Below are 21,050 nucleotides of genomic sequence, written 5' to 3' on the forward strand. Positions count from 1 at the left end.
CATTATCACAGCACAACGACAACTCAGCCGGAAGAACGTTGCCATCCCCGCGGCTATCGGCTATACTGCATTTATAGACCGGATAGTCGGTTTATAAACGGAGGAAGGAGGGAGACCCCTGGCCCGACCTGCAGGACAAGGCGAGCACACCAAGAAGCGGATCGCGCTGCGGGCAAAGGCGCTCTTCGAGCAGAAGGGCTATTCCGCCGCCACAATGGACGAGATCCGCGAGGCTGCTGGCGCCAGCAAAGGCAGTATCTATTATCATTTCAAGAGCAAGGAAGAGCTCTTCCTGTACATCCTGGAGCTGACAATGCTGGAGTGGATGAACAAGTGGGCCGCGATCTCCGCTCCTCTGCGCACGGCGACCGACAAGCTGTACGCGCTTGCCGAGCACTTTGCCTCCGACTTCCAGAACCCGCTTATGAAGGCGGCAGAGGAGTTCAGCGGCAGCGAGACCGCCGATCCGGCCGTGCTAGCGCGCTTAATGGAGATTACCCGCGCCCATTATCCGATCTTCCGGCAGCTGCTCGAGGACGGGATGGAGAGCGGCGAGTTCGAGCGCATGGACGTTGACGAGCTCCTGTACGTCGTGCTCGGTCTGATGGGCGGCCTCGGCGTCGCTTATTACGAGCTCGGAGCCGAGCGCATCGGGCCGCTCTACCGCAGGTCCATCGATATTTTGCTTCGCGGCATCCGCAGCTCCGGCGCAGACGGCTGACATAGGTTTTCCGGTTTGTCCGACGAGCTCCGGGGCGGCGGTTGGGATGTGAGCCGCTCCGGACGATTCGTCGGCGCCGTATGCGATTTGGACAATTGCCGTTTTTTTTGCCCCATTAATGGACTGACTGGTCGGATTATTAATGACGGAGGCGTTGGAGCTATGAAGGATTTATGGAAAAACAAAGTGTTCGTACTGGTGGCTTCGGCCGATCTGATCCAGCAAATCGGAATCTGGGTGCGGAACATGGCCTTGCTGTTCTATGTGATCGAGCAGACGAACAACGACCCCGTGGCGGTATCGCTGCTGACCGTGTTCGAATACGCGCCGATCTTCGTCTTCTCTCTTGTCGGGGGCACGCTTGCGGACAGGTGGAATCCGAAGCGGACGATGATCGCCGGCGACGCTCTCAGCGCCGTCTCCATCGGGGCGATCCTCGTGTTGGTCATGGCCGGCTGGTGGCAAGCCGTCTTCGCGGCGACGGCCGTGTCGGCCATCGTCACCCAATTCTCCCAGCCTTCGTCCGCCGTCATGTTCAAGCGTCACGTGCCCGAAGAGCTGATTCCGGCAGCGACCGGCGTCACCCAAAGCCTAATGGCCCTCTTCACCATCGCCGGCCCGGTGCTCGGCACCGTCGTCTATTCGTGGGCCGGCGTCGAGAGCTCCCTCGCGATGCTGGTCGCCCTGTTCGCCTTGTCCGCGTCGCTGCAGCTGGCACTGCCGACCTACAAGAGAGAGCCCCGGATCGCCGGAGGCTCCGTCTGGAGAGAGATGCTGTCCGGGTGGGCCTACATGCGCAGCCAGCGGAACCTGATGCTAATCACGCTCTCCTTCGCCCTGATCGGACTCGGAGCCGGCCTCATCCAACCGCTCGACGTGTTCCTCGTCACGGAACGGCTTCACCTGGACAAAGAGGATCTGCAATGGTTCTACTCGCTGGGGGGAATCGGGATGCTGATCGGCGGGGCCGCGGCGGCGACGCTCGGCCGCAAGGCGAATCCGCGGCTCGTCGTCACGGTCGGCTTCGCCATCCTGGCGCTGTCGGTCGCGGTCGAGGCGTTGTCGGTCTGGACGGGGCTGACCGCCTCCATGCGGTTCCTGGTCGGCGCGACGATGGCCTTCCTGCAGGTCGTCCTGGGCGCGGCGCTCGTCTCGATGGTCGAGGAAGCTTACATTGGCCGAGTCAACGGCACCGCGACTCCCATCATGATGGCCGCCATGCTCATCGGAACCGCCGCATCCGGCTTCCTGATGAAGACGATCACGCTCGTGCCAACCTATCTGCTCGCCGCGGCGATCGTCTTCCTGTCGGTGCCGCTCGCCCTGCGGCTCCGCTTCCCCGCCCGGAAGGGGGAGGCAACGGACTCGGCCGGCTGATTAGCCGCAACAAGAAGCGGTAAGAGAGGGGAGGGGCGGTATGCGAAAAAAGGCCGCTCGAGAGAGCGGCCCTGCCCGATTGATCCATTTATCCTTAAGGAAGCTTCTTCACCCAAGCCGCGATGTCGTTCACGATGGCTTCGGCGACGTTGGCCGGCTGGCCGTACTCGGAGCCGGTGGAGACGCCGTCGTACTCGGCGAGCAGATGGGTGACCTTCGGGTACGACTTGTACTCTACGTCGGTCCGGTCTTTCAGCCCGCTTTTCCAACCGTCGAACTGATCGACCGGCACCTGCCAATCGTTCTCCCCTTGCAGCACCAGCATCGGGCCGCTCTGCTTCTTCGCCAGCTCGACCGGCACGTAGTCGCGCTGCTCGTACCACCAGTAAGGCGAGCCGAGCGGGAAGTTCTCCGGCAGCCGGTCGACCGAATACCGGGGATCGTTCACCATGTCGGCGACGGCCTTCACCTGGGCGGCGTTCTGCTCGTACGGCGCGGTGTCCGCTCCGAGGCCCTTCAGGCGCTTGATCAGCTCCTGCTGCTGCTCGACGAGAATGTCCGCGAACTTGCCGCTCGGGCCGGACAGCAGAATCGTGCCCTTGATGGCGCGTTCCTTGTCCGCGTCCACGATCAGAGGCATCGCGAAGCCGCCTTGGCTGTGGCCGGCGACGAAGATGCGGGAAGCGTCGACGTCCTTCCGTCCCTTCAGGAAGCGAACGGCGGCCAGCGCGTCGTCGACGGTCTCTCTCTTCAGCGTGAGCTTCGGATCGGCCGCGATCTTGAACGTGTGCTCGTACGTCACCTTGTCGTAGCGCAGCACGGCGATGCCTTGGGCGGCGAGGCCGACGGCCAGGTCGCGGAACGACTTCGAGCCGCCGATCGCTTCGTCGCGGTTGTTCGTTCCCGAACCGTGAACGAGCACGACGACGGGGAACGGGCCTTCGCCAGCCGCCGTCGGCACGGTCAAGGCGCCCGGCAGAGCGAAGGTTCCCTCGCCGATCGTCACCTCTTCCTCCTTGTAGGCGGAGGGATTGTCGTATTTCGGAGCTTGGTAAGCCGAAGGAGCGGCCGATTCGATGTAGAAGTCGTCGACTTCGCCCTTCTTGTTCAGCCTTACCGTGTAAGCGAGTGCGGCCTTGTCCGTCTGGTACGTAAACGTGACGTTATCGTGCACCGAGTTGGCCGACTCCGTCTTCGCGAGCTGCTTCGCGACCGCCCCGTAGATTTGCGCGTAGGCTGCCCACAGACCGCCCAGCTGAGCCTCCGTCACGGCCTGCTTGAACTCGGGGCTCGCGTATCGAAGCGCCTCGGCTCCGTTCCCTTGGCTCAGCGCCCGAATGAACAGCTCCGCGGGATCCGTCGTCTCCTCCGGCGTCAAGACCTCCGAACCCAACAGCTTGTTCAATAGCTCGGCCGAGAAAAGCGCCCGGTTCTGGACGATCCGAAGCGGCTCTTCCAGCGGGACCGCAAGGCCGTTCAGCGTCGCCGTCGGCTCGCCGATCTTGAACACGAGCGCGATGCCGTTCTTGGTAACGGACACGGTCCGGCCGGCCGGATCCCAGCGGACTTCCGCGCCCAGCTTGGCGGCCGTCTCCCGGATCGGGGCGAGATCGCCGGATCCGGACGCCGACGTGCCGGCTGCGCCGGCGATTCCGGGCAGCGCCAGAGTCAAGGCGAGCGCCGCGGCGGCCGCCTTCGGAAGGATTCTATCTCGTGGATTCATAGAGAGAATAAGGCACCTCTTTTCTAGGGGGAATAAGATTACTATAACAGGTTCTTCCTATCGGACCAACCAAATGGAGGAAGATTTGGCGCTTGCAAGGAGGTTGTTTATAGCATTTAGACAAAAATTTAGACTATTCGCGGGCATTCTATGTCGAATATCGATATACTTGAGGTTGCGAGTCTTCATGCTAGCGATAGTCCAAAGGAGGAACCTTCAGTGAGTCAAACGATTAAAGTAGGCATCGTCGGATACGGCAACCTGGGCAGAGGGGTCGAGCTGGCCATTCGCCAGAATCCCGATCTGGAGCTTGTCGCCATCTTCACCCGCCGGGAGCCCGGGAATCTGAACTCCGCCCAAGGCGGCGCGAAGTTCGAGCATATCTCGGCCGCCGAGCAGTACAAAGGCAAGATCGACGTCATGATCCTGTGCGGGGGCTCGGCGACCGACCTTCCGGAGCAGACGCCGGCCATCGCCAGCATGTTCAATACGGTGGACAGCTTCGACACCCATGCGAAGATTCCGGAGTTCTACGAAGCCGTCGACGCCGCCGCCAAGCGGAGCGGCACGCTCAGCGTCATCTCCACCGGCTGGGATCCGGGCCTGTTCTCCCTGAACCGTCTTCTCGCGGAAGCGATCCTGCCGGAAGGCAAGGATTATACGTTCTGGGGCAAAGGGGTCAGCCAAGGCCATTCCGACGCCATCCGCCGGGTGCCGGGCGTGAAGGCCGGCGTCCAGTACACGGTGCCGGTCCAATCCGTCATCGATCGCATCCGGTCGGGCGAGACGCCGGAGCTCGCGACGCGCGAGAAGCATCTGCGCCAGTGCTTCGTCGTGGCCGAGGAAGGCGCCGACCAAGAGCGCATTCGCGCGGAGATCGTCGGCATGCCGAACTACTTCGCCGATTACGACACGACGGTGACGTTCATCACCGAAGAGGAGCTTCGGGCCGAGCATGCGGGCATGCCTCACGGCGGCTTCGTCATCCGCAGCGGCGTAACGGGCGCGGGCACGAAGCAGATCGTCGAGTTCGGCCTGAAGCTGGAGAGCAATCCCGAGTTCACGGCCAGCGTCCTGGTCGCCTACGCCCGCGCGGCTCACCGCTTGAGCGAGCAAGGCCAGTCGGGCGCCCGCACGGTATTCGACATCCCGCTCGGGCTTCTCTCCCCGAAGTCGGCGGACGAGCTTCGCCGCGATTTGCTGTAATAATCGGCTCGGCGCCCCAAGACCATCCTTCGGGATGGTCTTTTTGCCATTCTTGGAAGCGCTTCTTCGCCCCGCGAATGCCGCGTTATCGGATGCGAAAAAAATTTTTATTGGCATGTTACCCTAGTTTTCGGTAGTATTTAGGGATATAAGTGCAAGGAATCATCCGATTAGTGCAAATATTTTTGTCGAGGAGTGTTAAAAAGCAGTGAAAACCGTCACGCTTGAGCAACAACGGGTAACGGGCCGCCAATACGTACAATCCGTGTACGAGACCGTTATCCGCCGCAACCCCCACGAGAGCGAGTTCCATCAAGCCGTCAAAGAGATTCTGGATTCCCTCTCCCCCGTCTTCGACCAACACCCCGAATACATCGAACAGGGCATCCTGGAGCGGCTCGTGGAGCCGGAGAGAATCGTCACCTTCCGCGTTCCGTGGGTCGACGACCAAGACCGCGTGCACGTCAACCGCGGCTTCCGGGTCCAGTTCAACAGCGCGCTCGGGCCGTATAAGGGCGGTCTTCGCTTCCATCCGTCCGTGAACGCCAGCATTATCAAGTTCCTCGGCTTCGAGCAGATTCTGAAGAACGCCTTGACCGGACAGCCGATCGGCGGCGGCAAGGGCGGCTCGGACTTCGATCCGAAGGGCAAGTCGGACCGCGAGATCATGAACTTCACCCAGAGCTTCATGACGGAGCTGTACCGGCACATCGGCCCGGATATCGACGTTCCGGCCGGAGACATCGGCGTCGGAGCGCGGGAGATCGGCTACATGTTCGGGCAGTACAAGAGGATTCGCGGCGCGAACGAGACCGGCGTGCTGACCGGGAAGGGAATCGGCTACGGGGGAAGCCTCGGGCGCAAGGAGGCGACCGGCTACGGCTGCGTCTACTTCGTCGAGGAGATGCTTAAATCCAAGGGCTGGGCGTTCAAGGACGCGACCGTGGTCGTATCCGGTTCGGGCAACGTCGCGATCTACGCGATCGAGAAGGCCCAGCAGCTAGGGGCGAAGGTCGTCGCCTGCAGCGACTCGAACGGCTATATTTTCGATCCGGAAGGCATCAAGCTGGAGACGGTCAAGCAGTTGAAGGAGAAGGAACGGAAAAGAATCAGCGAATACGCGTCGCTTCACCCGAGCGCGCAATACGTGGAAGGCTGCGACGGCATCTGGTCGATTCCTTGCGACATCGCGCTTCCGTGCGCCACGCAGAACGAGATCGACGAGGCGTCGGCGAAGCTGCTCATCGCGAACGGAGTGAAGGCGATCGGCGAAGGAGCCAACATGCCTTCGACGCTGGAGGCGATCGAGGCGTTCCTCGGCGCCGGCGTCCTGTTCGGGCCGGCGAAGGCCGCCAACGCGGGCGGCGTGGCCGTATCCGCGCTGGAGATGGCCCAGAACAACATGAGGCTGTCCTGGAGCTTCGAGGAAGTGGACGCCAAGCTGCACGCGATCATGCGCGACATCTACGAGAGCAGCGTCCGCGCCGCGAAGACGTACGGCGAGGAAGGCAACCTGGTGACGGGCGCCAACATCGCGGGCTTCCTGCGGGTCGCCGAAGCGATGATGGCGCAGGGCGTCGTCTAAGGATCGGTCGGCCCAAGGCCGGGCTCACCCCTCGTTATCCACGATGTCGAGGAACAGGACGAGCTCGCTGCCGACGGGGATGGACACCGTCCGAATCCAGGCGTGCGAGTCCAAGTCCTTGTACTTGGGCGAGATCTGCGACTCGGCGCGGTCGGCCCGCAGCAGGTGGGGGATGAAGTAAGGGCGCCAGCTCCAGTCGGAGCCGCGGTATTCCTTCTCCGTTCGCCAGCCGCCATCGGCATCCCGCACGTGATTCGAAGACAGCTGGATGCCGTTCTCCCGACACAGGAAGACGCGCCGGCATTCGGCGTCCAAGGACGGAAGCCAGCCGGCGAGAATCCCGTCCGCCCGTTCCGCGAGTCCGGCGAGACCGGCAGGATCGCGCTCGCCGCTATTGTCGGCTGCTGCTCCTCCGGCCGCCGCCATTCCGGCGGCTTCACCGAGAGAACGCTCTCCGGCGGCGGCCGCTCTCAGCTTGTCCTCGATTCCGCTCGCCTTCGTCGATTCGACGAGGCGGCGGCTTCTCTCGCGCCAATGCCGTTCCGCGGCTTCGAGCCGCCGGCGGTGCTCGGCGAGCGCTTCTTCGATCAGGGGCGAGAAGTCGTCCTCCGGGCGGAACTCCGGTTCCGCGGGCGCGAACAGATAGCCCTGCACGTACCGCGCGCCGATCTGGATCGCGCGGAGCAGATCCTCCCGCGTCTCGACGCCCTCCACGAGCAGCGAGGCGCCGATCTGCTCGGCCAGCGTCGAGAAGGAGCGCAGAACGCCGAGATACCCGCTGTGGCTCGCGCTTCGCTTCATCAGATGAATATCGACCTTGAGCAGGTTCGGCTGAAGCTGGGCGATCCGGTCGAAGTTGCTGAACCCCGAGCCGACGTCGTCGATGGCGATGCGGCAGCCTTGGGCTCGGTAGACGTCGATCACCTCGCTCAGCTCCGCCGTCGGACCCCGGAATTCCTCCTCCGTGATCTCGATGCAGATCCGGCTCGGGTCGAGCCCATATCGATTCAACAGCCGGAGAGTGTGCAGCTCTCCGGTCTCTTTGTGATGCCGATAGATCCAGGAAGGCTTCAGGTTGAGGAACAGCCCGGGCGGGTCGGCCATGGCCGACGTCTTGGCCAGCGCCTTCTCCCGCAGCAGGCGGTCGACGCGAAGCTGCTCCTCGGCCGGAACGCGGGGATCCGCGAAGAACGGGCCGAGGCTGCGGACGGAGGACCCTTCCCGCCGGCGGCCCAGCACTTCGTAGCCGACGATGCGGCGCGTGTCCAGCGCGAGAATCGGTTGATAGAAGGCCGCGAGCCGCTCGTCCGGATGCAGGGAGGGCAGGGCCTGGAGCTCGGTAAGGTCGTTCTTCATCGCCGTCCTCCTAGCGTTACGGAGGTGTTATGAAACTTCACACCGCCGAGTTTGATTTGATTGTATAGGAAGACGAACGGAAAGAATAGACTTTTTTCGACAACTTCTACGCGGTTCACGGGGGACGCTCAGGTCCGCGGCCTTACGACGCCGTCGGCGGCGCGGGCACCGGAACGCCGGCGCCCGGGGCGGGCTCGGAAGAAGCCGCCGGCCGTTCCCGTTCCCGCTCGTCTTCGGCCCCGCCTTCCGCCGCCTCGTTCGAAGCCCCGGGCCGGGAGAGATCGGAGTAGACGCTGCTCAGCCCTTGCGAGACGAATAAGGCGATCGCGAGATAGACGCCGTATGTAAGCAAATCGACCGTGCCGGCAATGAGCCACAGCGTCGTGCCCGCTCCTTCATCGATGCTGCGCCGAACGGCGCCGTTCAGGGCCCTGGACGCCAGAACGCCGACGAAGAGCGGAACGACGAGCAGGCGGATCCGCCGTCCCTGCGTTCTCGCGGAGACGGAATCGTTGGAGAAGCTTCCCGCGATAAGGCTGTATGTCGAAGGGATGCCGTACAAGTTGTACAAGGGCACGATCATTCGTATTTTCGCCATTAATCCGCGCGAGAACGAGAACGAGAACGACCCCGGCCTCGGGAAGGCCGGGGTCGTTCGGCTTCGCTTCAACGAGGATATGACCCGCCGCCAAGCCGGTCCGTCCTTACAGGTGAATCCCGATGCCCATGGCCAGCGCCTTGTTCCGATAATAAGACGCCGCCGCGATGTCGAAGGCCGCCATGCCCATCGGATTGAAGAAGACCGGTTCGTCCGGGGGGAGGCGATCCAGCCCGTTCGACGCGAGAACCTCCTTCAGCGAGACGGAGCGCTCCCGCGTCCATCCGTGATGGAGATGGAGGCGCTCGATGACAGTGTTCTCGCGGCACACCTCCGTCCAGTCGTCCACGACGGCCGCGGTCAGATGCTTGACGCAATCCTCGACGTAATCGCGGAGAGAGACGTTCAGCAGCAGCGTGCCGGGCCGCGGCGGCAGGTCGATATACCCGTCGCCGACGGTCGTGCAGGTGAGGAAGACGTCGGACTCGGCATACGCCTCCCGCCAGCCGGAGACGATCTTCGTTCTATCGCGGAGGCCGTCTTCTATCGCGCTCTCCTCCACGCCGCGAAGGTCGCAGAGCCGGACTTGGTCCAGCCGGTCGCCGAACAAGGAGGCCAGCATCGACAAGTGCGTCCGGCCGATCGGGCCGAATCCGACGATCCCGGCGGAGAACGAAGCCGCGCCGCGCCGCTTCAGCCAGGCGTCCAGCATGACCGCGCTGACCGCCGCCGTCCGGAGCGCGCTGATGAGGGCGCCCTTAATGAAGGCGATCGGCTCGCCGGTCGCGGGATCGTTCAGCACCAGGGCGCTGTGCGCGCGGGGCAGTCCCCGCCCGAGATTGCCCGGATAGCTGGCGATCCACTTGATGCCGCAGGCTTCCACGTCCCCGCCGACGAACGCGGGCATGGCGATGATCCGGTTGGCCGGATCGCGGAACCGCAAGTACGGCTTCAGCGGCTGCGCGATCTCCTCCGTGCCGTGCAGCAGCGCCGTCTTGCGGATCGTCTCGGCGAGCTCCGGCCAGTCCAGTCCCATCTGCCGGATATGGCCGTCGTCCAGGTAGATCACAGCCGGCTCGCCTCCTCCGGCGAGACGCCCAAGGCGTCCGCCACCCATTCGTCGTCGTAGACGGTGTCGCCGTACCGGTCGCCGCGGTCGACGAGGATGGCGGCGCAGACCGCTCCATCCTCGATCTCCGCGTGCAGCCGCCGGATCGCGGCCAGCACTCCGCCCGAGGAGGCGCCCGCCAGAATCGCCTCCGTCCGGAGCAGCTCCCGGCAGACGCGCACGCAGTCCAGATCGCCCACGCGGACGACCCGGTCGGCGAGCTCCGGCTTGCTAAGGGGCGGAGAGACGGCCGCCCCAAGTCCCGGCAGCCTCCGCTTGGCGGTCTCGCCCCCGGCGAAGATCACGCTGCCCTTCGCGTCCACCGCGACGACCCGGGTGGACGAGCCGTCGGCGCGAATGCGCTCCGCGCACCCTCTCAACGTTCCGAACGTGCTGACGCCGACGAACAAATAATCGACGCGGCCGAGAGACCGGGCAATCTCCGGCCAGGTCGTGTGATAGTGGGACAGGTAGTTGTCCGGGTTGGCGTATTGGTTCGGCCAATAGCTGTCCGGAATCTCTTGCAGCAGCTCGCGGACCCGCCGGATGCGGGCGGGCAAGTACTCGCCCGTCTCGGGATCCGGCTTGTCGATCCACTCGATCCGGGCTCCGAGGCCGCGAAGGAGCCGGGCGTTCGCGGGGGTCGTGCGCGCGTCCAGCACGCAGACGAACCCGATGCCCAGATACCGGCAGATCTGCGCCAGGCTGATGGCCAGATTGCCCGAGCTCGATTCGACGACCGTCGTACCGGGACCGATCTCCCCTCGCTCGATCGCCTTGCGGATCATGCGCAGGGCGGGCCGATCCTTGGCGCTTCCTCCCGGATTCATCATCTCCAGCTTGGCGTAAACCTTGTAAGGCGCATCCGCGAACATTCGCTTCAGCGGCACGAGCGGCGTATCCCCGATCGTCCGCAGCACGCCGTCCATCTCCATTATCCGCACCTCATTCGGTATAGATCTTCTTGTGCTTGACCGCGTTCGCCGCGCGGGGAGAAGCTTCGTCCGCCCGAACGACCTTGAGCTCGTCGAGCAGCCGGTTGCGGATCATCTGTCCGATCTCGGGAATCCGATCCATCAGATCGTTCTCGATGGCGGCCAGGCGTTCCGGCGTCGCCGCTTCTCCGCCCACGTGGACGCGAAGCTTGTTGTCCGTCACTTGAACGCGCACGATCGCTTGCCCGATATGCCGGAACACGACGTCCTCGATGTCGTAGACGCTGATTTTCTCGCCGTGCTTCAGCTCCGGGCCGAGCCGGCGGACGAGGGCCTGGAAGCTCATGCGCGGCTCTCCGTCGACCTCGATCGGACGCAGATCGCGCACGACGTCGTAGGTGACGTAACGGAGCGAGGGGAACAGGTCTCTGGCCGTCGACGTGAGCACGAGGACGGACTCGTCGTCCGCCAGCCCGTCCGACCCCGGAATCGCGGGGACGTTCCGCAGGCCTTCGGCCTCGATGCCTTCGGCGAACAGATAGCGCCCGTGCTCGTGCGAGAAGTACGCGATCGTGCCGATCTCGATCGACCCGTACGTGTCCATGACGTCGGCCGGCCCGATGCCGAGCCGTTCCGCGGCTCTCTCGATCCAGGCGGGAGGCGCGGCCTCTCCGACGAGAATGACTTTGCGGATGCGGTACCGCTTCGGATCGTCCGCCGCCTGCAGCAGACTGTCCAGAATGGAAGGCATCGTGTACAGCACGTCCGGCCTCACGGCATCCAGCCGTTCGAGGTGCCGCTCCACCGGCAGCCGGAACGAGATCGATTCGGCCTGCAGGCCGATCCGCAGGAAGACGTCCGTCGCGGTGTTCGCGGCATGGCCGGTCCCCATGTCGGACAGGGCGGTTCTCGCGCCCGATCCCTGGAGGAAGCGGCCGAAAATCTTGCTCTTGATCTCCGCATACAAGCGTTCGTCCTCGTCGGAGTAATAGATCGTCTTGCGCAGGCCCGAGCTCGTCCCCGACGTCCGGTACACGTGAAGGTCCTGCCGCTTGCCGAGAGGCTGGTGCGGGGAGTAATAGTGCTTCTCCAGCACGTCCGACGTGACGAGCGGCAGGCTGTCCAGATCGAGCGCTTGCCTGACGGCCGATTCGCTCATCGGGCCCAGCCGGCCGTACCAGGGGAACAGGGCGAGCGTCTGCTCGATTTTCTTCGTTAGCCAGGAAGTCGTCTTCATCCATGCCCTCCGCTATGTTGAGGATTCGGTTCGGTGATTCTTCATTCTATTAAGCCTAATCCGCAAGGGTTCGGGCGCGGCGGAAGGCGCACGCCCTAGCAGGCGGCGGGATTCGCCATATCGTAAGGTAGAATGCCGGAAGTGAACTAACGAATTCGACGGAGGGGATGCGGATTGGGGAATCGGGTTCCGCTCGTGAGCAAATGGAGCAAGACGCAGATTTTGCGCCGCTCTAAAGCGTTGGCGCGCCATCTGCCGGAGACGAGGCTCATGAACGCGAGAACATTGAAGGGGATGCTGGACCGCTACGGGCTCGCTTACGTGAAGCCGGTCGTCGGTTCGCTCGGCAGAGGCGTCATCAAAGTGGAGAAGAGGGGCCGCGGCTACCGGGTTCACGCCGGCACGTCGCGCGTGAGGTTCGACTCTTACGCGAAGGCCTACAGGTGGATCTTGGCTCACAAAAGAAAGAGAACGTACCTGGCGCAAAGGGGGATCCGGGTTCTTCGGCGGGGAGGGCGCCCGGTCGACTTCCGGGTCATGATCCAGCGCCGGCCCGACCGGAAGTGGGAAGTGACGGGAACGCTGGCCCGGGTGGCCCATCCCCTTAAGGCGGTGACGAACGGCAGCCAGGGCGGCACGATCTATTCCGCGTCGGGGCTGCTTCGGGCCAAGGTCGGGAAGCGGGGGGCGAAGCGGCTCGTCCGGCGCTTCCACCGGCTGGCCCGGCTGACCGCGGCCCGCTTGAACCGGGTGAGCGGATTGAACGAGCTCGGCCTCGACGTCGCCGTCGACGGCAAGCTGAGAACGTGGATACTGGAAGTGAATTCGAGGCCGGACGCCAAGCCGTTCAAGCTGCTGCGGAATCGGTCGATGCTAAGGCGGATCGTGCGGCTCGGCCGGTTGTACGGAAGGAAGTACGACCTTCGGGTGACGAAGGCGAAGCGGGGCTGAAGGGATAAATCCAGGCGGAAAAATAAGAATTAAAACTATATTTATACCACAAACGATTTTCCAAAATCAAGAGAAATATGCAAATAAGCCTTGAATTCGTTCAAGGCTTATTGTATTGTTGGACATGGACAAGCCTATAAGGAGGTGAATCCGATGGAGAAGACGTGCATGCAGATGATGATGACGATGTGCATGGAAGAGATGATGGTCAAGATGAAGGGCATGAAGAGGATGATGGAACTCATGTCCGAGAAGAACATGATGGACGGCATGGACATGGATATGATGATGTCCAAGATGCAGGAATGCGACGAGATGACGACGATGATGATGGGCATGATGCGCGAGATGAAGACGGCTAAGTAATTCGGTTCCGTGAATCTGGCCATTCAGGGAACCCCGACCCGGCAGAGCGGACCGCCGCATGCCGTTATACGCGCCGAACCGAACGCTGGGCAAAGCAGACCGCTGCATGCCGGCTTTTTTTATTATAAGGACGGATTACGGGCGATGAGCCCGGATCTCGTTGGCGACGATCACCCTCTGCCTCTTCAGCTCCCATACCTTCTCCCGAAGCCGCTCGCCGTCGACCGCGTCCCGATTGTCCCTTAGCTGCTCGTACAGCTCGATCATCTTCCGGTTGATCGCGTCGAATCGCAGCCAGAGCCCGCGCAGGACGAGATGTTCCGACAGCTCGCGGATATGCGCTTCCTTCGAGCCTAGCGTACGGACGATCTCCTGCTGCCATTCGGCGTCGCCGATCCGCACGGCATAGTTGTACAAGTCCAAATAATCGTTCACCCACTGCTCGGCCGCCTGCCGGTTCGCATTCGTCATCATCCGCATCTCCATTCCCGGGAAGTCCGCTTCGGTTGTTATACCTAGTATTATACTCGGGATTATAAGGATCGCAAGAGGCAAATTCCCGTTCCGCATTTCCGGTTGACAACGACGATGAGAACAATTATCATTCAATACAGAGAGTGTGAGAATGATTTTCAATTGCGGAGCGAGGAGAGATTCCATGTCGCGGTTAAACACGAATCGGTTGGCTCTTGCCTATGGCAGCCGTCGCATAGTAGAAGAGTTGAACTTATCGGTGCCGGACGGGAAGATCACCGCTCTGGTCGGTTCCAACGGATCGGGCAAGTCGACCATCCTGAAGGCGATGGCCCGCATTCTGAGCCCGCTGAGCGGCGGCGTCTACCTGGACGGCAAGGAGATCCATCGGCAGCCGACCAAGGAAGTGGCGAAGCAGCTGGCGATTCTGCCGCAGAATCCGACTTCCCCGGAAGGCCTGACGGTACAGGAGCTCGTCTCCTTCGGGCGTTATCCCCACCAGAAGGGCTTCGGAAGCTTGAAGGCCGAAGACCACCGGATGGTGGAATGGGCCTTGGAAGCGACGGGCATGTACGGGTTCGCCGACCGTCCCGTCGATCAGCTCTCCGGCGGGCAGCGTCAACGCGCGTGGATCGCGATGGCACTGGCCCAAGGAACGGAAGTGCTGCTGCTCGACGAACCGACGACCTTCCTCGACATGGCGCATCAGATCGAAGTCATGATGCTGCTCGAGAAGCTGAACCGGGATCAGCGCCGTACGATTATCATGGTCGTGCACGACCTGAACCATGCGGCCCGCTACGCCCAGCATCTCGTCGCCTTGAAGAAGGGAACCGTTCTGTACGAGGGAGACCCGACGGAAGTCATGACGCCCGAGATGCTCAGAGTCGTGTTCGGCATCGACGCCGACGTCATTCCCGACCCGCGCACGGGAACGCCGATGTGCTTGCCTTACGGATTGGCGGCGGACGCGTCGACGACGGAATCCGGGAATCTGCCGGCCGGCCAAGAGAATGCCGAGCGAGCTCCCGAGCCGGCGTATGCCGCGGGATAATTATAAGCGAACATCCGCCCCTGTCGTCCGCCTATGCGGAGACGGGGGCTTTTGCAGTTTGTCAGGCGGACAGTCTCTCTGTAAAATAGAGGGAATAGGAGGTTCGCCTTCGAATGGAAGCGCTTCACCGAATTCGTCCGAATTCGTCCCTTGAAGAATTCGTGGACGATTCCGATTTTCCCGCGTTCGTTGTCCGGTTCCGCCGCCCTTATCCTATCGAAAATCTGGAGGCCATCCGCATGATTCCGCATACCGAAGAGATCCGGGCGCAAGCCGCCGCCATCTCGGACCAGATCGCCGCCGCCGTCGTCGGCAAGAGGGACGTCGTGGAGCATCTGCTCATCGTCCTTCTCGCCTCGGGGCATCTCATTCTCGAAGACGTGCCCGGAACGGGCAAGACGCTGCTCGCCAAGTCGCTCGCCCGAACGCTGCGCTGCGACTTCAAGCGAATCCAATTCACCGCGGACCTGCTCCCCTCCGACATAACGGGGATCAACTTCTACAACCAGCGGGAGGGGCGCTTCGAGCTGCGGCAAGGCCCTGTCTTCACCCATATCCTGCTCGCCGACGAGCTGAACCGGGCCACTCCCCGGACGCAGTCCAGCCTGCTGGAATGCATGGAGGAGCGGCAGGTGACGATCGACGGGGAGACGTACCCGCTCGCCTCTCCCTTCCTCGTGATCGCCACCCAGAATCCGATCGAGAGCCACGGCACGTTCCCGCTGCCCGACGCGCAGCTGGACCGGTTCATGATGCGCATCCGGATGGGGTACCCGACGGAAGAGGAGGAGACGGAGATCTTACGGCGCTTCTCCGCCCGGGATCCGCTTCCCGACTTGCGGCCGGTGCTGGACCGGGAGAAGCTGGCGGAGCTGCAGCGGCTCGTCCCCCAAGTGAAGATCGGCGACGATCTGCTGCGCTACCTGCTGGGGATCGTCTCGGCGACGCGCGAGCACCCCGAGATCGGCAGCGGCGTCAGCCCGCGCGGAAGCCTGCAGCTCGCGAAGGCGGCGCAAGCCCGCGCCCTTCTCCGGGGCCGGGACTTCGTGCTGCCGGACGACGTCAAGGCTCTCGCCGTCCCGGTCTTCGCCCACCGTATCCAGCTGCGGGACCCGTTCGAAGCGGAACGGGGGAAGGCCGATCGGCTGCTGCGGAGCATCCTCGAGAACGTGCCAGTGCCGACCGAGCCGGCGCTGGAACGGGGCTGAGCCGATGGCCGTCGTCTGGCTGCTGACGGTGTTCGCCGCCGTGTATCTGGTCCAGCGGGGCGCATTCCGGCTGTGGGGCGCGAAGGGCATCCGGTACGAGAGATCCTTCAGCGCTCCCTACGCCTTCGCGGGCCAACGCGTGACCTTGAACGAGACGCTGACGAACGGCAAGCCGCTTCCGCTGCCTTGGATCCGGATCGAGACGATGATGCCGTCGATGCTCCGGTTCGGCAGCCCGGGCTCGGAGATGGCGGTCAGCTCGGGCCAGCTGCTGCAGAACCATGCCAGCCTGTTCAGCCTGCCGCCCTTCACGAAGGTGCGCCGCAAGCACGAGGTGCTGTGCGCCCATCGGGGCGTGTTCCGCCTCTCGAGCCTGACCTGCACGTTCGGCGACCTGCTCGGCACGCCCGCGGGCACGCTGGCGCTGACGGCCGACTGCGAGATCGCCGTGCTGCCCGCGATCCGGGAGGCCGCCCGGCTTCCCGTCTCCGTCCGCCAGTTCATGCAGAGCTCGCTCGGCCATCCCGAAGCGTTCCGGGAGGACCACTACCAGATAGCCGGAATCCGCGCCTACCGGAGCGGGGACTCCATGAAGCAGGTCAATTGGAGCGCGACCGCGAAGACGGGGCAACTGCTCGTGAACAAGCGCGAGAGCATGGTCGACAACGACGCGATCGTGCTGCTGAACGCGGAGCTGTTGGACGCGGCCGAGAACCGCCGCGTTCCGCCGGAAGCGTTCGAGGAAGCGGTCAGCTTCGCGGCCTCGGTCATCCATCACCTGATGAACAGCGGCGGCAAGGCCGGGCTCGTCTTCAACGGCCAGGCGGGGGAGAGGCGGGACGTTCCCCTTCGCGTCGAGCCGCGGGCGGGCCGGGAGCATCTCTTCGCCCTGCTGCGCCTCATGGCGGAGTTCGAGCCCGTCGTCCGCCGCGAGCTGGCCTACGTGCTGGAGGAGCTGGCCGCGTCGGGATTGCGGAACGCCAACGTGCTGCTCATCTCGGCGTTCCTCACTCCCAAGCAGCGAATGCTGGTCGACCGCCTTCGGCAGTCGGGGAACCGGGTGGAGACGCTGCTGCTGTACCGGGAGGCGATCGCATGAAGAAGGGAAGGGTCCGGTTCGGCACTCCGAGCTTGTATCGGGCTATCCTGCAGCTGCTGGCCTGGCTCCCGGTGTCTCTGGGCGTGGCCGAAGCGGTCTCGCTGGACTGGACGTACGGCTGGCTGGCCGTCCTGCTCGGAGCCGCTCTTCTCGGAGCGGCGACGACGGCGGGGCGCTTCCTCTCGCCGTGGATCGTCTACGGTCTGCTCGTGGCGACTGTCGTCGGCGCCGCCATCTACCTGAACGGCAGCCTGCTGCTCCCCGCACTCTACCTGGGCGTCGTCGCCTGGAGAAGCGGCCGCCCGCTGGGCCTGACCGCGATCGGCATGGCCGGCGTCGCGACGAACGGGGTCGCGCTCGTCGCGGTGCATTGGGCGGCCGCGCTGTCGCCCTACCGGCCGCTGTTCATCGGCGCCGGCATCGCCTGGTTCGTGCTCTCCGTCTATGCCGGGCATTCGCGGCTTCTGGATTCCGCCTCCCTGCATAACGGGATCGTCACGAGAATCGTGACCCGGTCGACCCGCGCCTATGCGACCGTTCTGATCGCCGCCGTGCTGGCCGTCTTCCTGGCGACAAGCGACTTCCACCTGTGGAGGGCGATCGTCGACTTCCTGAGCTCGCATGCGCCCAAGGGGAGGCCCCCGGTCCCGGAACCGCCGCCCGAGGCGCCGCCCGCGCTTCCCGATTGGATGGACCAAGCCGGCGGCTCTTCGCCCGGACGGTGGGCGAAGATTCTCAATACGGTCTTCTACGTCATCGCGGGGATTGTGGCCGCCGTCCTGGCTTGGCTGCTCGTTAGACGCTTCCTGCTCAATCTGGAATGGGTCCGGCAGCTGTCCGGCCGAATCCGCGCCTTCCTCGCCCGGCTGTTCGCCAGGCCGGCGCCGGCCGAAGCTCCCGCGTACGCCGACGAGCGCGAGAGCCTGCTCGACATCGGCAAGGCGCTTCGCCAAGCGGCCGCCCGGTGGCGGGGCCGCCCGAAGCGAGAGCCGCTCTCCCGCGAGGAGTGGGAGCGGCTGGACGGCGCCGGGCGGGTGCGCCGCCTCTACGAGGAGGCCGTGGCGTCCGGCATCGAGGACGGGTACGGGTTCCGGCCGTCCGATACGCCGGACGAGACGCTCGAGAAGCTCGCGAAGTGGAGAGAGGCCCATCCCGGGAGGAAGGCCGCCGGCCCCGCCGCCGCGGCTTGGCTCGGCCGAGTCCGCGAGGCTCTCGGCGCCTTGTACGGCAAGGCGAGATACGGGCCGCGAGAGGCGATCGGGAGCGAGCGGGAGATCGCCGAGCTGGCGAATGATTATCCGTGGAAGAAGACGGGTAAGTAATCCCTGAGCGCTTTTCAAGCCTCCGTCAGCCAGCATCGATTCGGTCGCCATCGGGCATAGGCCGAGTCATGCCCGTCCCGGATGGTCCCATGACTATCGTCCTTCTGGGCCCTAACGGTCATATGACGAAAACAATGACAGGACTCACTACTCAATCTTCCAGTTCTATGGCACTTTAGGTATATATCCTAAGTTCCGTAAGGGGATGGTTCGAGTGCCTCATTATTATTTCCACGAGATATGGACTCCGCTCAAGCTGGTAGGCATCCAGTTCTACCGGGACGACGAAGGCGAAGTCTGGTTCAAGGTCAAGTCGCGCCCGAGAAGGCGCCTGCGATAGGCGCCCCGGCTCGGCTGTCCGCCGGAGAGTCCGCGCCCTGCCGCGGCGACCCTTACCCGCTTCCCTTGCGGTATTCGCGAGGCGATTGGCGGGTTATTTTTTTGAACGTCTTGCCGAAGTGGGAGAAATTGTCGAAGCCGGTGGCGGACGCGATGTCCGCGATCGGGCGGTCGGTGTCCCGCAGCAGCGCCTGCGCTTCCTTGACTCGGGTCAGGACGAGGTAGTCGGAGAACGCGAAGCCGGTCACTTCCTTGAACGTCCGGCTCAGATGATGCCGGCTGACGTAGAAGCGGTCGGCCAGCTCGCCGAGCTTCAGCGGCGTATGGTAGTTCGCGTTGATATAGCGGACGACCTCGGAGATCTTCGCCTCCTTGGGAGACAGGTTCTCGTAGGCGGGCAGGGGGGCCTGCTCGCGGACATGGCGCGCCGCGAGAAGAAGGAGATCGGCGACGGCCGCCGGAGGGACGAGCTCGTAGCCGGGCGGCTTGGTCCCGATCTCTTCGGCCATGCGGCGGACGAGCCGGTCGACCGCGCGCTGCTCCTCGCGGGGCAGCCGGATGACCGGACCGCTCTGCCGGAACGGCTCCAGCAGAAGCTCGGCGTGAGCCCCGCCCCGCTGCCGGACGAAGTCGTCGCCGAAGTGGACGATGAACCGCTCGTGGGATGCGCTCTCTCCCTGCATCGTCTTGTGGAGCACGTTTTTCCCCAAGAACACGAGATCGCCCTGCTCCACCCGGTACGTCCGGTCCTGCACGAAGTAGATCCGGCTGCCCGAGAGCAGGTAGTAGATCTCATAGAAGGAATGGAAGTGGTCGACGGTCATCGTGTACGGACGCGTACGCTTGACGTATTCCACGTACAAATCGCGAGCGCTTCCATAGCTTCGGCTCTCCAGCTCCATGTCGGCTTCCTCCTGCGCAACATATGCGGCATTTGCGGGAATTCCCGCATCATTTGAGCAGAATTATAGCATTTCGATGCGGTAAAATGAACTCATAACCCGCAATGCAGGAGAGGAGCAAATCGGCATGTCGAAGAAGAGATACGTATTGGTCGGTTCGGGGGGACGGGCGGAATTTTTCTACGGGGCGATCGCGTCCGACTATCGCGACACCTCGGAGCTGCTGGCGTTCTGCGATATCAACCAGACCCGCATGGACTACGCGAACAAGCGTCTCGTCGAGAAGTACGACTATCCCGCCGTACGCACCTATAAAACCGAAGAGTTCGACCGCATGATCGAGGAAGAGAAGCCGGACGCCGTTATCGTCACCAGCGTCGACCGCACCCACCACGTCTACATCATCCGCGCGATGGAGCTGGGCTGCGACGTCGTCACCGAGAAGCCGATGACGGTCGACGAGAAGAAGTGCCAGGAGATACTCGACGCCGTCGAGCGCACAGGACGGAACGTGCGCGTCACGTTCAACTACCGCTACGCGCCGCACCATACGAAGGCGCGGGAGCTGATCGCGTCCGGCACGATCGGCAAGGTGACCGCCGTCCACTTCGAATGGCTGCTGAACACGCAGCACGGCGCCGACTACTTCCGCCGGTGGCATCGGGACAAGCGCAACAGCGGCGGCCTGCTCGTCCATAAGTCGACGCACCACTTCGACCTCGTCAACTTCTGGATCGCGTCGCAGCCGGAGACGGTGTTCGCGTTCGGCGACCTGCTCTTCTACGGCCGGGAGAACGCGGAGCAGCGGGGCGTGACGAAGTTCTACGAGCGGGCGACCGGCAATCCGCTGGCGAAGGACGACCCGTTCGCGCTGCATCTCGATTCCAACGAGCACCTGAAGGCGATGTACCTGGACGCGGAGCACGAGGACGGCTATCGCCGCGACCAGAGCGTGTTCGGCGACGGCATCAGCATCGAGGACACGATGGGCGTTATCGTCCGCTACCGCAACCAGGCGATCCTGACGTATTCGCTGACCGCCTATGCGCCTTGGGAGGGCTACCGGATCGCGTTCACCGGCACGAAGGGCCGGATCGAGATGGAGATCGTCGAGCAGAGCTACGTCAACTCCGGCGGGGAGAAGGCGGACGAAGGGGCGCTGCAGAGCAAGAAGATTCTCGTGCGGCCGATGTTCGGCGCTCCTTACGAGGTGGAAGTGGAAGAAGGAGTCGGCGGCCACGGCGGCGGCGACCCGGTGCTCTTGAACGATCTGTTCGGCACGCCGGTGCCCGACAAGTGGAACCGGGCGGCGAACCACGTCGACGGCGCGCGCTCGATTCTGACGGGCATCGCGGCGAACCGCTCGATCCGCACCGGCCAGGCGGTGCAGGTCGAGGAGCTGGTGCGGTTCCGTTAAGTCGGTACCGGGGCTGGGCTGCGAGGGGCGAACAAGCGGAAAAAACCGTCTTGTTGGAGCCCGAGGCCAGGC

20 protein-coding genes are annotated in these 21,050 nt (G+C 63.7%); 12 read left to right on the forward strand and 8 right to left on the reverse strand.

All coding sequences use genetic code 11. From position 1 onward, the window contains the following. Window positions 1-166 precede the first annotated feature (166 nt). A complete protein-coding gene (locus H7B90_RS10350; RefSeq protein WP_260410927.1) occupies window positions 167-721 on the forward strand; it encodes a TetR/AcrR family transcriptional regulator in 555 nt (184 codons plus the stop codon). A 162-nt stretch (window positions 722-883) separates the two neighbouring features. Further along, window positions 884-2,098, forward strand: coding sequence for an MFS transporter (locus H7B90_RS10355; RefSeq protein ID WP_185135793.1), 1,215 nt, complete (start codon window positions 884-886; stop codon window positions 2,096-2,098). A 94-nt stretch (window positions 2,099-2,192) separates the two neighbouring features. Here H7B90_RS10355 and H7B90_RS10360 read toward each other — a convergent pair whose 3' ends face one another. Further along, window positions 2,193-3,821: an alpha/beta fold hydrolase gene (locus H7B90_RS10360; RefSeq protein WP_185135794.1), complete on the reverse strand. Its 1,629-nt coding sequence runs from the start codon at window positions 3,819-3,821 to the stop codon at window positions 2,193-2,195. A gap of 219 nt (window positions 3,822-4,040) precedes the next feature. Between H7B90_RS10360 and H7B90_RS10365 the strand changes: the two genes are divergently transcribed. Continuing rightward, window positions 4,041-5,027 carry a diaminopimelate dehydrogenase gene (locus H7B90_RS10365; RefSeq protein WP_185135795.1) on the forward strand — a complete coding sequence of 329 codons (987 nt, stop codon included), beginning with the start codon at window positions 4,041-4,043 and terminating at the stop codon, window positions 5,025-5,027. Window positions 5,028-5,235: 208 nt separating this feature from the next. Beyond that, window positions 5,236-6,612, forward strand: coding sequence for an NADP-specific glutamate dehydrogenase (gdhA, locus tag H7B90_RS10370; protein ID WP_185135796.1), 1,377 nt, complete (start codon window positions 5,236-5,238; stop codon window positions 6,610-6,612). A gap of 24 nt (window positions 6,613-6,636) precedes the next feature. Here gdhA and H7B90_RS10375 read toward each other — a convergent pair whose 3' ends face one another. From H7B90_RS10375 to H7B90_RS10395, 5 genes are all read right to left on the reverse strand, one after another. Further along, the gene (locus tag H7B90_RS10375; protein ID WP_185135797.1) at window positions 6,637-7,968 is read right to left on the reverse strand and encodes an EAL domain-containing protein; all 1,332 of its coding nucleotides are present in this window, start codon (window positions 7,966-7,968) and stop codon (window positions 6,637-6,639) included. 142 nt (window positions 7,969-8,110) lie between these two features. After that, window positions 8,111-8,551 (reverse strand): hypothetical protein, encoded by a 441-nt coding sequence (locus H7B90_RS10380; protein WP_185135798.1) that lies wholly within the window; start codon window positions 8,549-8,551, stop codon window positions 8,111-8,113. Between the two features lie 121 nt (window positions 8,552-8,672). Next, window positions 8,673-9,635, reverse strand: a complete 963-nt coding sequence (locus H7B90_RS10385) for a 2,3-diaminopropionate biosynthesis protein SbnB (RefSeq protein WP_185135799.1) — start codon at window positions 9,633-9,635, stop codon at window positions 8,673-8,675. After that, entirely contained in the window at window positions 9,632-10,609 is a 978-nt protein-coding gene (sbnA, locus tag H7B90_RS10390) for a 2,3-diaminopropionate biosynthesis protein SbnA (RefSeq protein WP_185135800.1), read from the reverse strand. The genes H7B90_RS10385 and sbnA overlap by 4 nt, the downstream gene beginning before the upstream one ends. A gap of 10 nt (window positions 10,610-10,619) precedes the next feature. After that, entirely contained in the window at window positions 10,620-11,846 is a 1,227-nt protein-coding gene (locus H7B90_RS10395) for an AMP-binding protein (RefSeq protein ID WP_260410921.1), read from the reverse strand. A 195-nt stretch (window positions 11,847-12,041) separates the two neighbouring features. Here H7B90_RS10395 and H7B90_RS10400 point away from each other — a divergent pair, with 195 nt between their 5' ends. Further along, window positions 12,042-12,797, forward strand: a complete 756-nt coding sequence (locus H7B90_RS10400) for a YheC/YheD family protein (RefSeq protein ID WP_246578736.1) — start codon at window positions 12,042-12,044, stop codon at window positions 12,795-12,797. 153 nt (window positions 12,798-12,950) lie between these two features. Next, complete coding sequence (locus H7B90_RS10405) at window positions 12,951-13,163, forward strand: hypothetical protein (RefSeq protein WP_185135802.1); 213 nt, start codon at window positions 12,951-12,953, stop codon at window positions 13,161-13,163. Between the two features lie 135 nt (window positions 13,164-13,298). Here the strand turns inward: H7B90_RS10405 and H7B90_RS10410 are convergent, their stop codons facing one another. Beyond that, window positions 13,299-13,634 (reverse strand): hypothetical protein, encoded by a 336-nt coding sequence (locus tag H7B90_RS10410; protein WP_260410923.1) that lies wholly within the window; start codon window positions 13,632-13,634, stop codon window positions 13,299-13,301. A gap of 187 nt (window positions 13,635-13,821) precedes the next feature. Here H7B90_RS10410 and H7B90_RS10415 point away from each other — a divergent pair, with 187 nt between their 5' ends. The 5 genes from H7B90_RS10415 to H7B90_RS32865 all read left to right on the forward strand — a co-directional run bounded on the left by H7B90_RS10415 (window position 13,822) and on the right by H7B90_RS32865 (window position 18,660). Then, window positions 13,822-14,691: an ABC transporter ATP-binding protein gene (locus H7B90_RS10415; RefSeq protein ID WP_185135804.1), complete on the forward strand. Its 870-nt coding sequence runs from the start codon at window positions 13,822-13,824 to the stop codon at window positions 14,689-14,691. Between the two features lie 239 nt (window positions 14,692-14,930). Further along, window positions 14,931-15,899 (forward strand): AAA family ATPase, encoded by a 969-nt coding sequence (locus tag H7B90_RS10420; protein WP_185135827.1) that lies wholly within the window; start codon window positions 14,931-14,933, stop codon window positions 15,897-15,899. A 4-nt stretch (window positions 15,900-15,903) separates the two neighbouring features. After that, entirely contained in the window at window positions 15,904-16,998 is a 1,095-nt protein-coding gene (locus tag H7B90_RS10425; RefSeq protein WP_185135805.1) for a DUF58 domain-containing protein, read from the forward strand. After that, entirely contained in the window at window positions 16,995-18,320 is a 1,326-nt protein-coding gene (locus H7B90_RS10430; RefSeq protein WP_185135806.1) for a hypothetical protein, read from the forward strand. Before H7B90_RS10425 ends, H7B90_RS10430 begins: the two co-directional genes overlap by 4 nt. Before the next feature lie 214 nt (window positions 18,321-18,534). Then, a complete protein-coding gene (locus H7B90_RS32865; RefSeq protein WP_260410926.1) occupies window positions 18,535-18,660 on the forward strand; it encodes a hypothetical protein in 126 nt (41 codons plus the stop codon). Between the two features lie 52 nt (window positions 18,661-18,712). On the opposite strand, the gene H7B90_RS10435 is transcribed toward H7B90_RS32865, so the two are convergent. Continuing rightward, a complete protein-coding gene (locus H7B90_RS10435) occupies window positions 18,713-19,561 on the reverse strand; it encodes an AraC family transcriptional regulator (RefSeq protein ID WP_185135807.1) in 849 nt (282 codons plus the stop codon). Window positions 19,562-19,688: 127 nt separating this feature from the next. On the opposite strand from H7B90_RS10435, the gene H7B90_RS10440 reads away from it, so the two are divergent. After that, window positions 19,689-20,978, forward strand: coding sequence for a Gfo/Idh/MocA family oxidoreductase (locus H7B90_RS10440; protein WP_185135808.1), 1,290 nt, complete (start codon window positions 19,689-19,691; stop codon window positions 20,976-20,978). The last annotated feature ends 72 nt before the right edge of the window (window positions 20,979-21,050 follow it).

The sequence above is a fragment of the Cohnella xylanilytica genome (assembly GCF_014212175.1).
GTDB classification, from domain to species: Bacteria; Bacillota; Bacilli; order Paenibacillales; family Paenibacillaceae; genus Cohnella; species Cohnella xylanilytica.

What these genes read in the sequence shown, in the direction of transcription:
- H7B90_RS10355 (WP_185135793.1), top strand. Translation starts at nt 884, where the DNA reads ATGAAGGATTTATGGAAAAACAAAGTGTTCGTACTGGTGGCTTCGGCC.
- H7B90_RS10360 (WP_185135794.1), bottom strand. Translation starts at nt 3,821, where the DNA reads ATGAATCCACGAGATAGAATCCTTCCGAAGGCGGCCGCCGCGGCGCTC.
- H7B90_RS10375 (WP_185135797.1), bottom strand. Translation starts at nt 7,968, where the DNA reads ATGAAGAACGACCTTACCGAGCTCCAGGCCCTGCCCTCCCTGCATCCG.
- H7B90_RS10380 (WP_185135798.1), bottom strand. Translation starts at nt 8,551, where the DNA reads ATGATCGTGCCCTTGTACAACTTGTACGGCATCCCTTCGACATACAGC.
- sbnA (WP_185135800.1), bottom strand. Translation starts at nt 10,609, where the DNA reads ATGGAGATGGACGGCGTGCTGCGGACGATCGGGGATACGCCGCTCGTG.
- H7B90_RS10395 (WP_260410921.1), bottom strand. Translation starts at nt 11,846, where the DNA reads ATGAAGACGACTTCCTGGCTAACGAAGAAAATCGAGCAGACGCTCGCC.
- H7B90_RS10405 (WP_185135802.1), top strand. Translation starts at nt 12,951, where the DNA reads ATGGAGAAGACGTGCATGCAGATGATGATGACGATGTGCATGGAAGAG.
- H7B90_RS10410 (WP_260410923.1), bottom strand. Translation starts at nt 13,634, where the DNA reads ATGACGAATGCGAACCGGCAGGCGGCCGAGCAGTGGGTGAACGATTAT.
- H7B90_RS10415 (WP_185135804.1), top strand. Translation starts at nt 13,822, where the DNA reads ATGTCGCGGTTAAACACGAATCGGTTGGCTCTTGCCTATGGCAGCCGT.
- H7B90_RS10420 (WP_185135827.1), top strand. Translation starts at nt 14,931, where the DNA reads ATGATTCCGCATACCGAAGAGATCCGGGCGCAAGCCGCCGCCATCTCG.
- H7B90_RS10425 (WP_185135805.1), top strand. Translation starts at nt 15,904, where the DNA reads ATGGCCGTCGTCTGGCTGCTGACGGTGTTCGCCGCCGTGTATCTGGTC.
- H7B90_RS10430 (WP_185135806.1), top strand. Translation starts at nt 16,995, where the DNA reads ATGAAGAAGGGAAGGGTCCGGTTCGGCACTCCGAGCTTGTATCGGGCT.
- H7B90_RS10435 (WP_185135807.1), bottom strand. Translation starts at nt 19,561, where the DNA reads ATGGAGCTGGAGAGCCGAAGCTATGGAAGCGCTCGCGATTTGTACGTG.
- H7B90_RS10440 (WP_185135808.1), top strand. Translation starts at nt 19,689, where the DNA reads ATGTCGAAGAAGAGATACGTATTGGTCGGTTCGGGGGGACGGGCGGAA.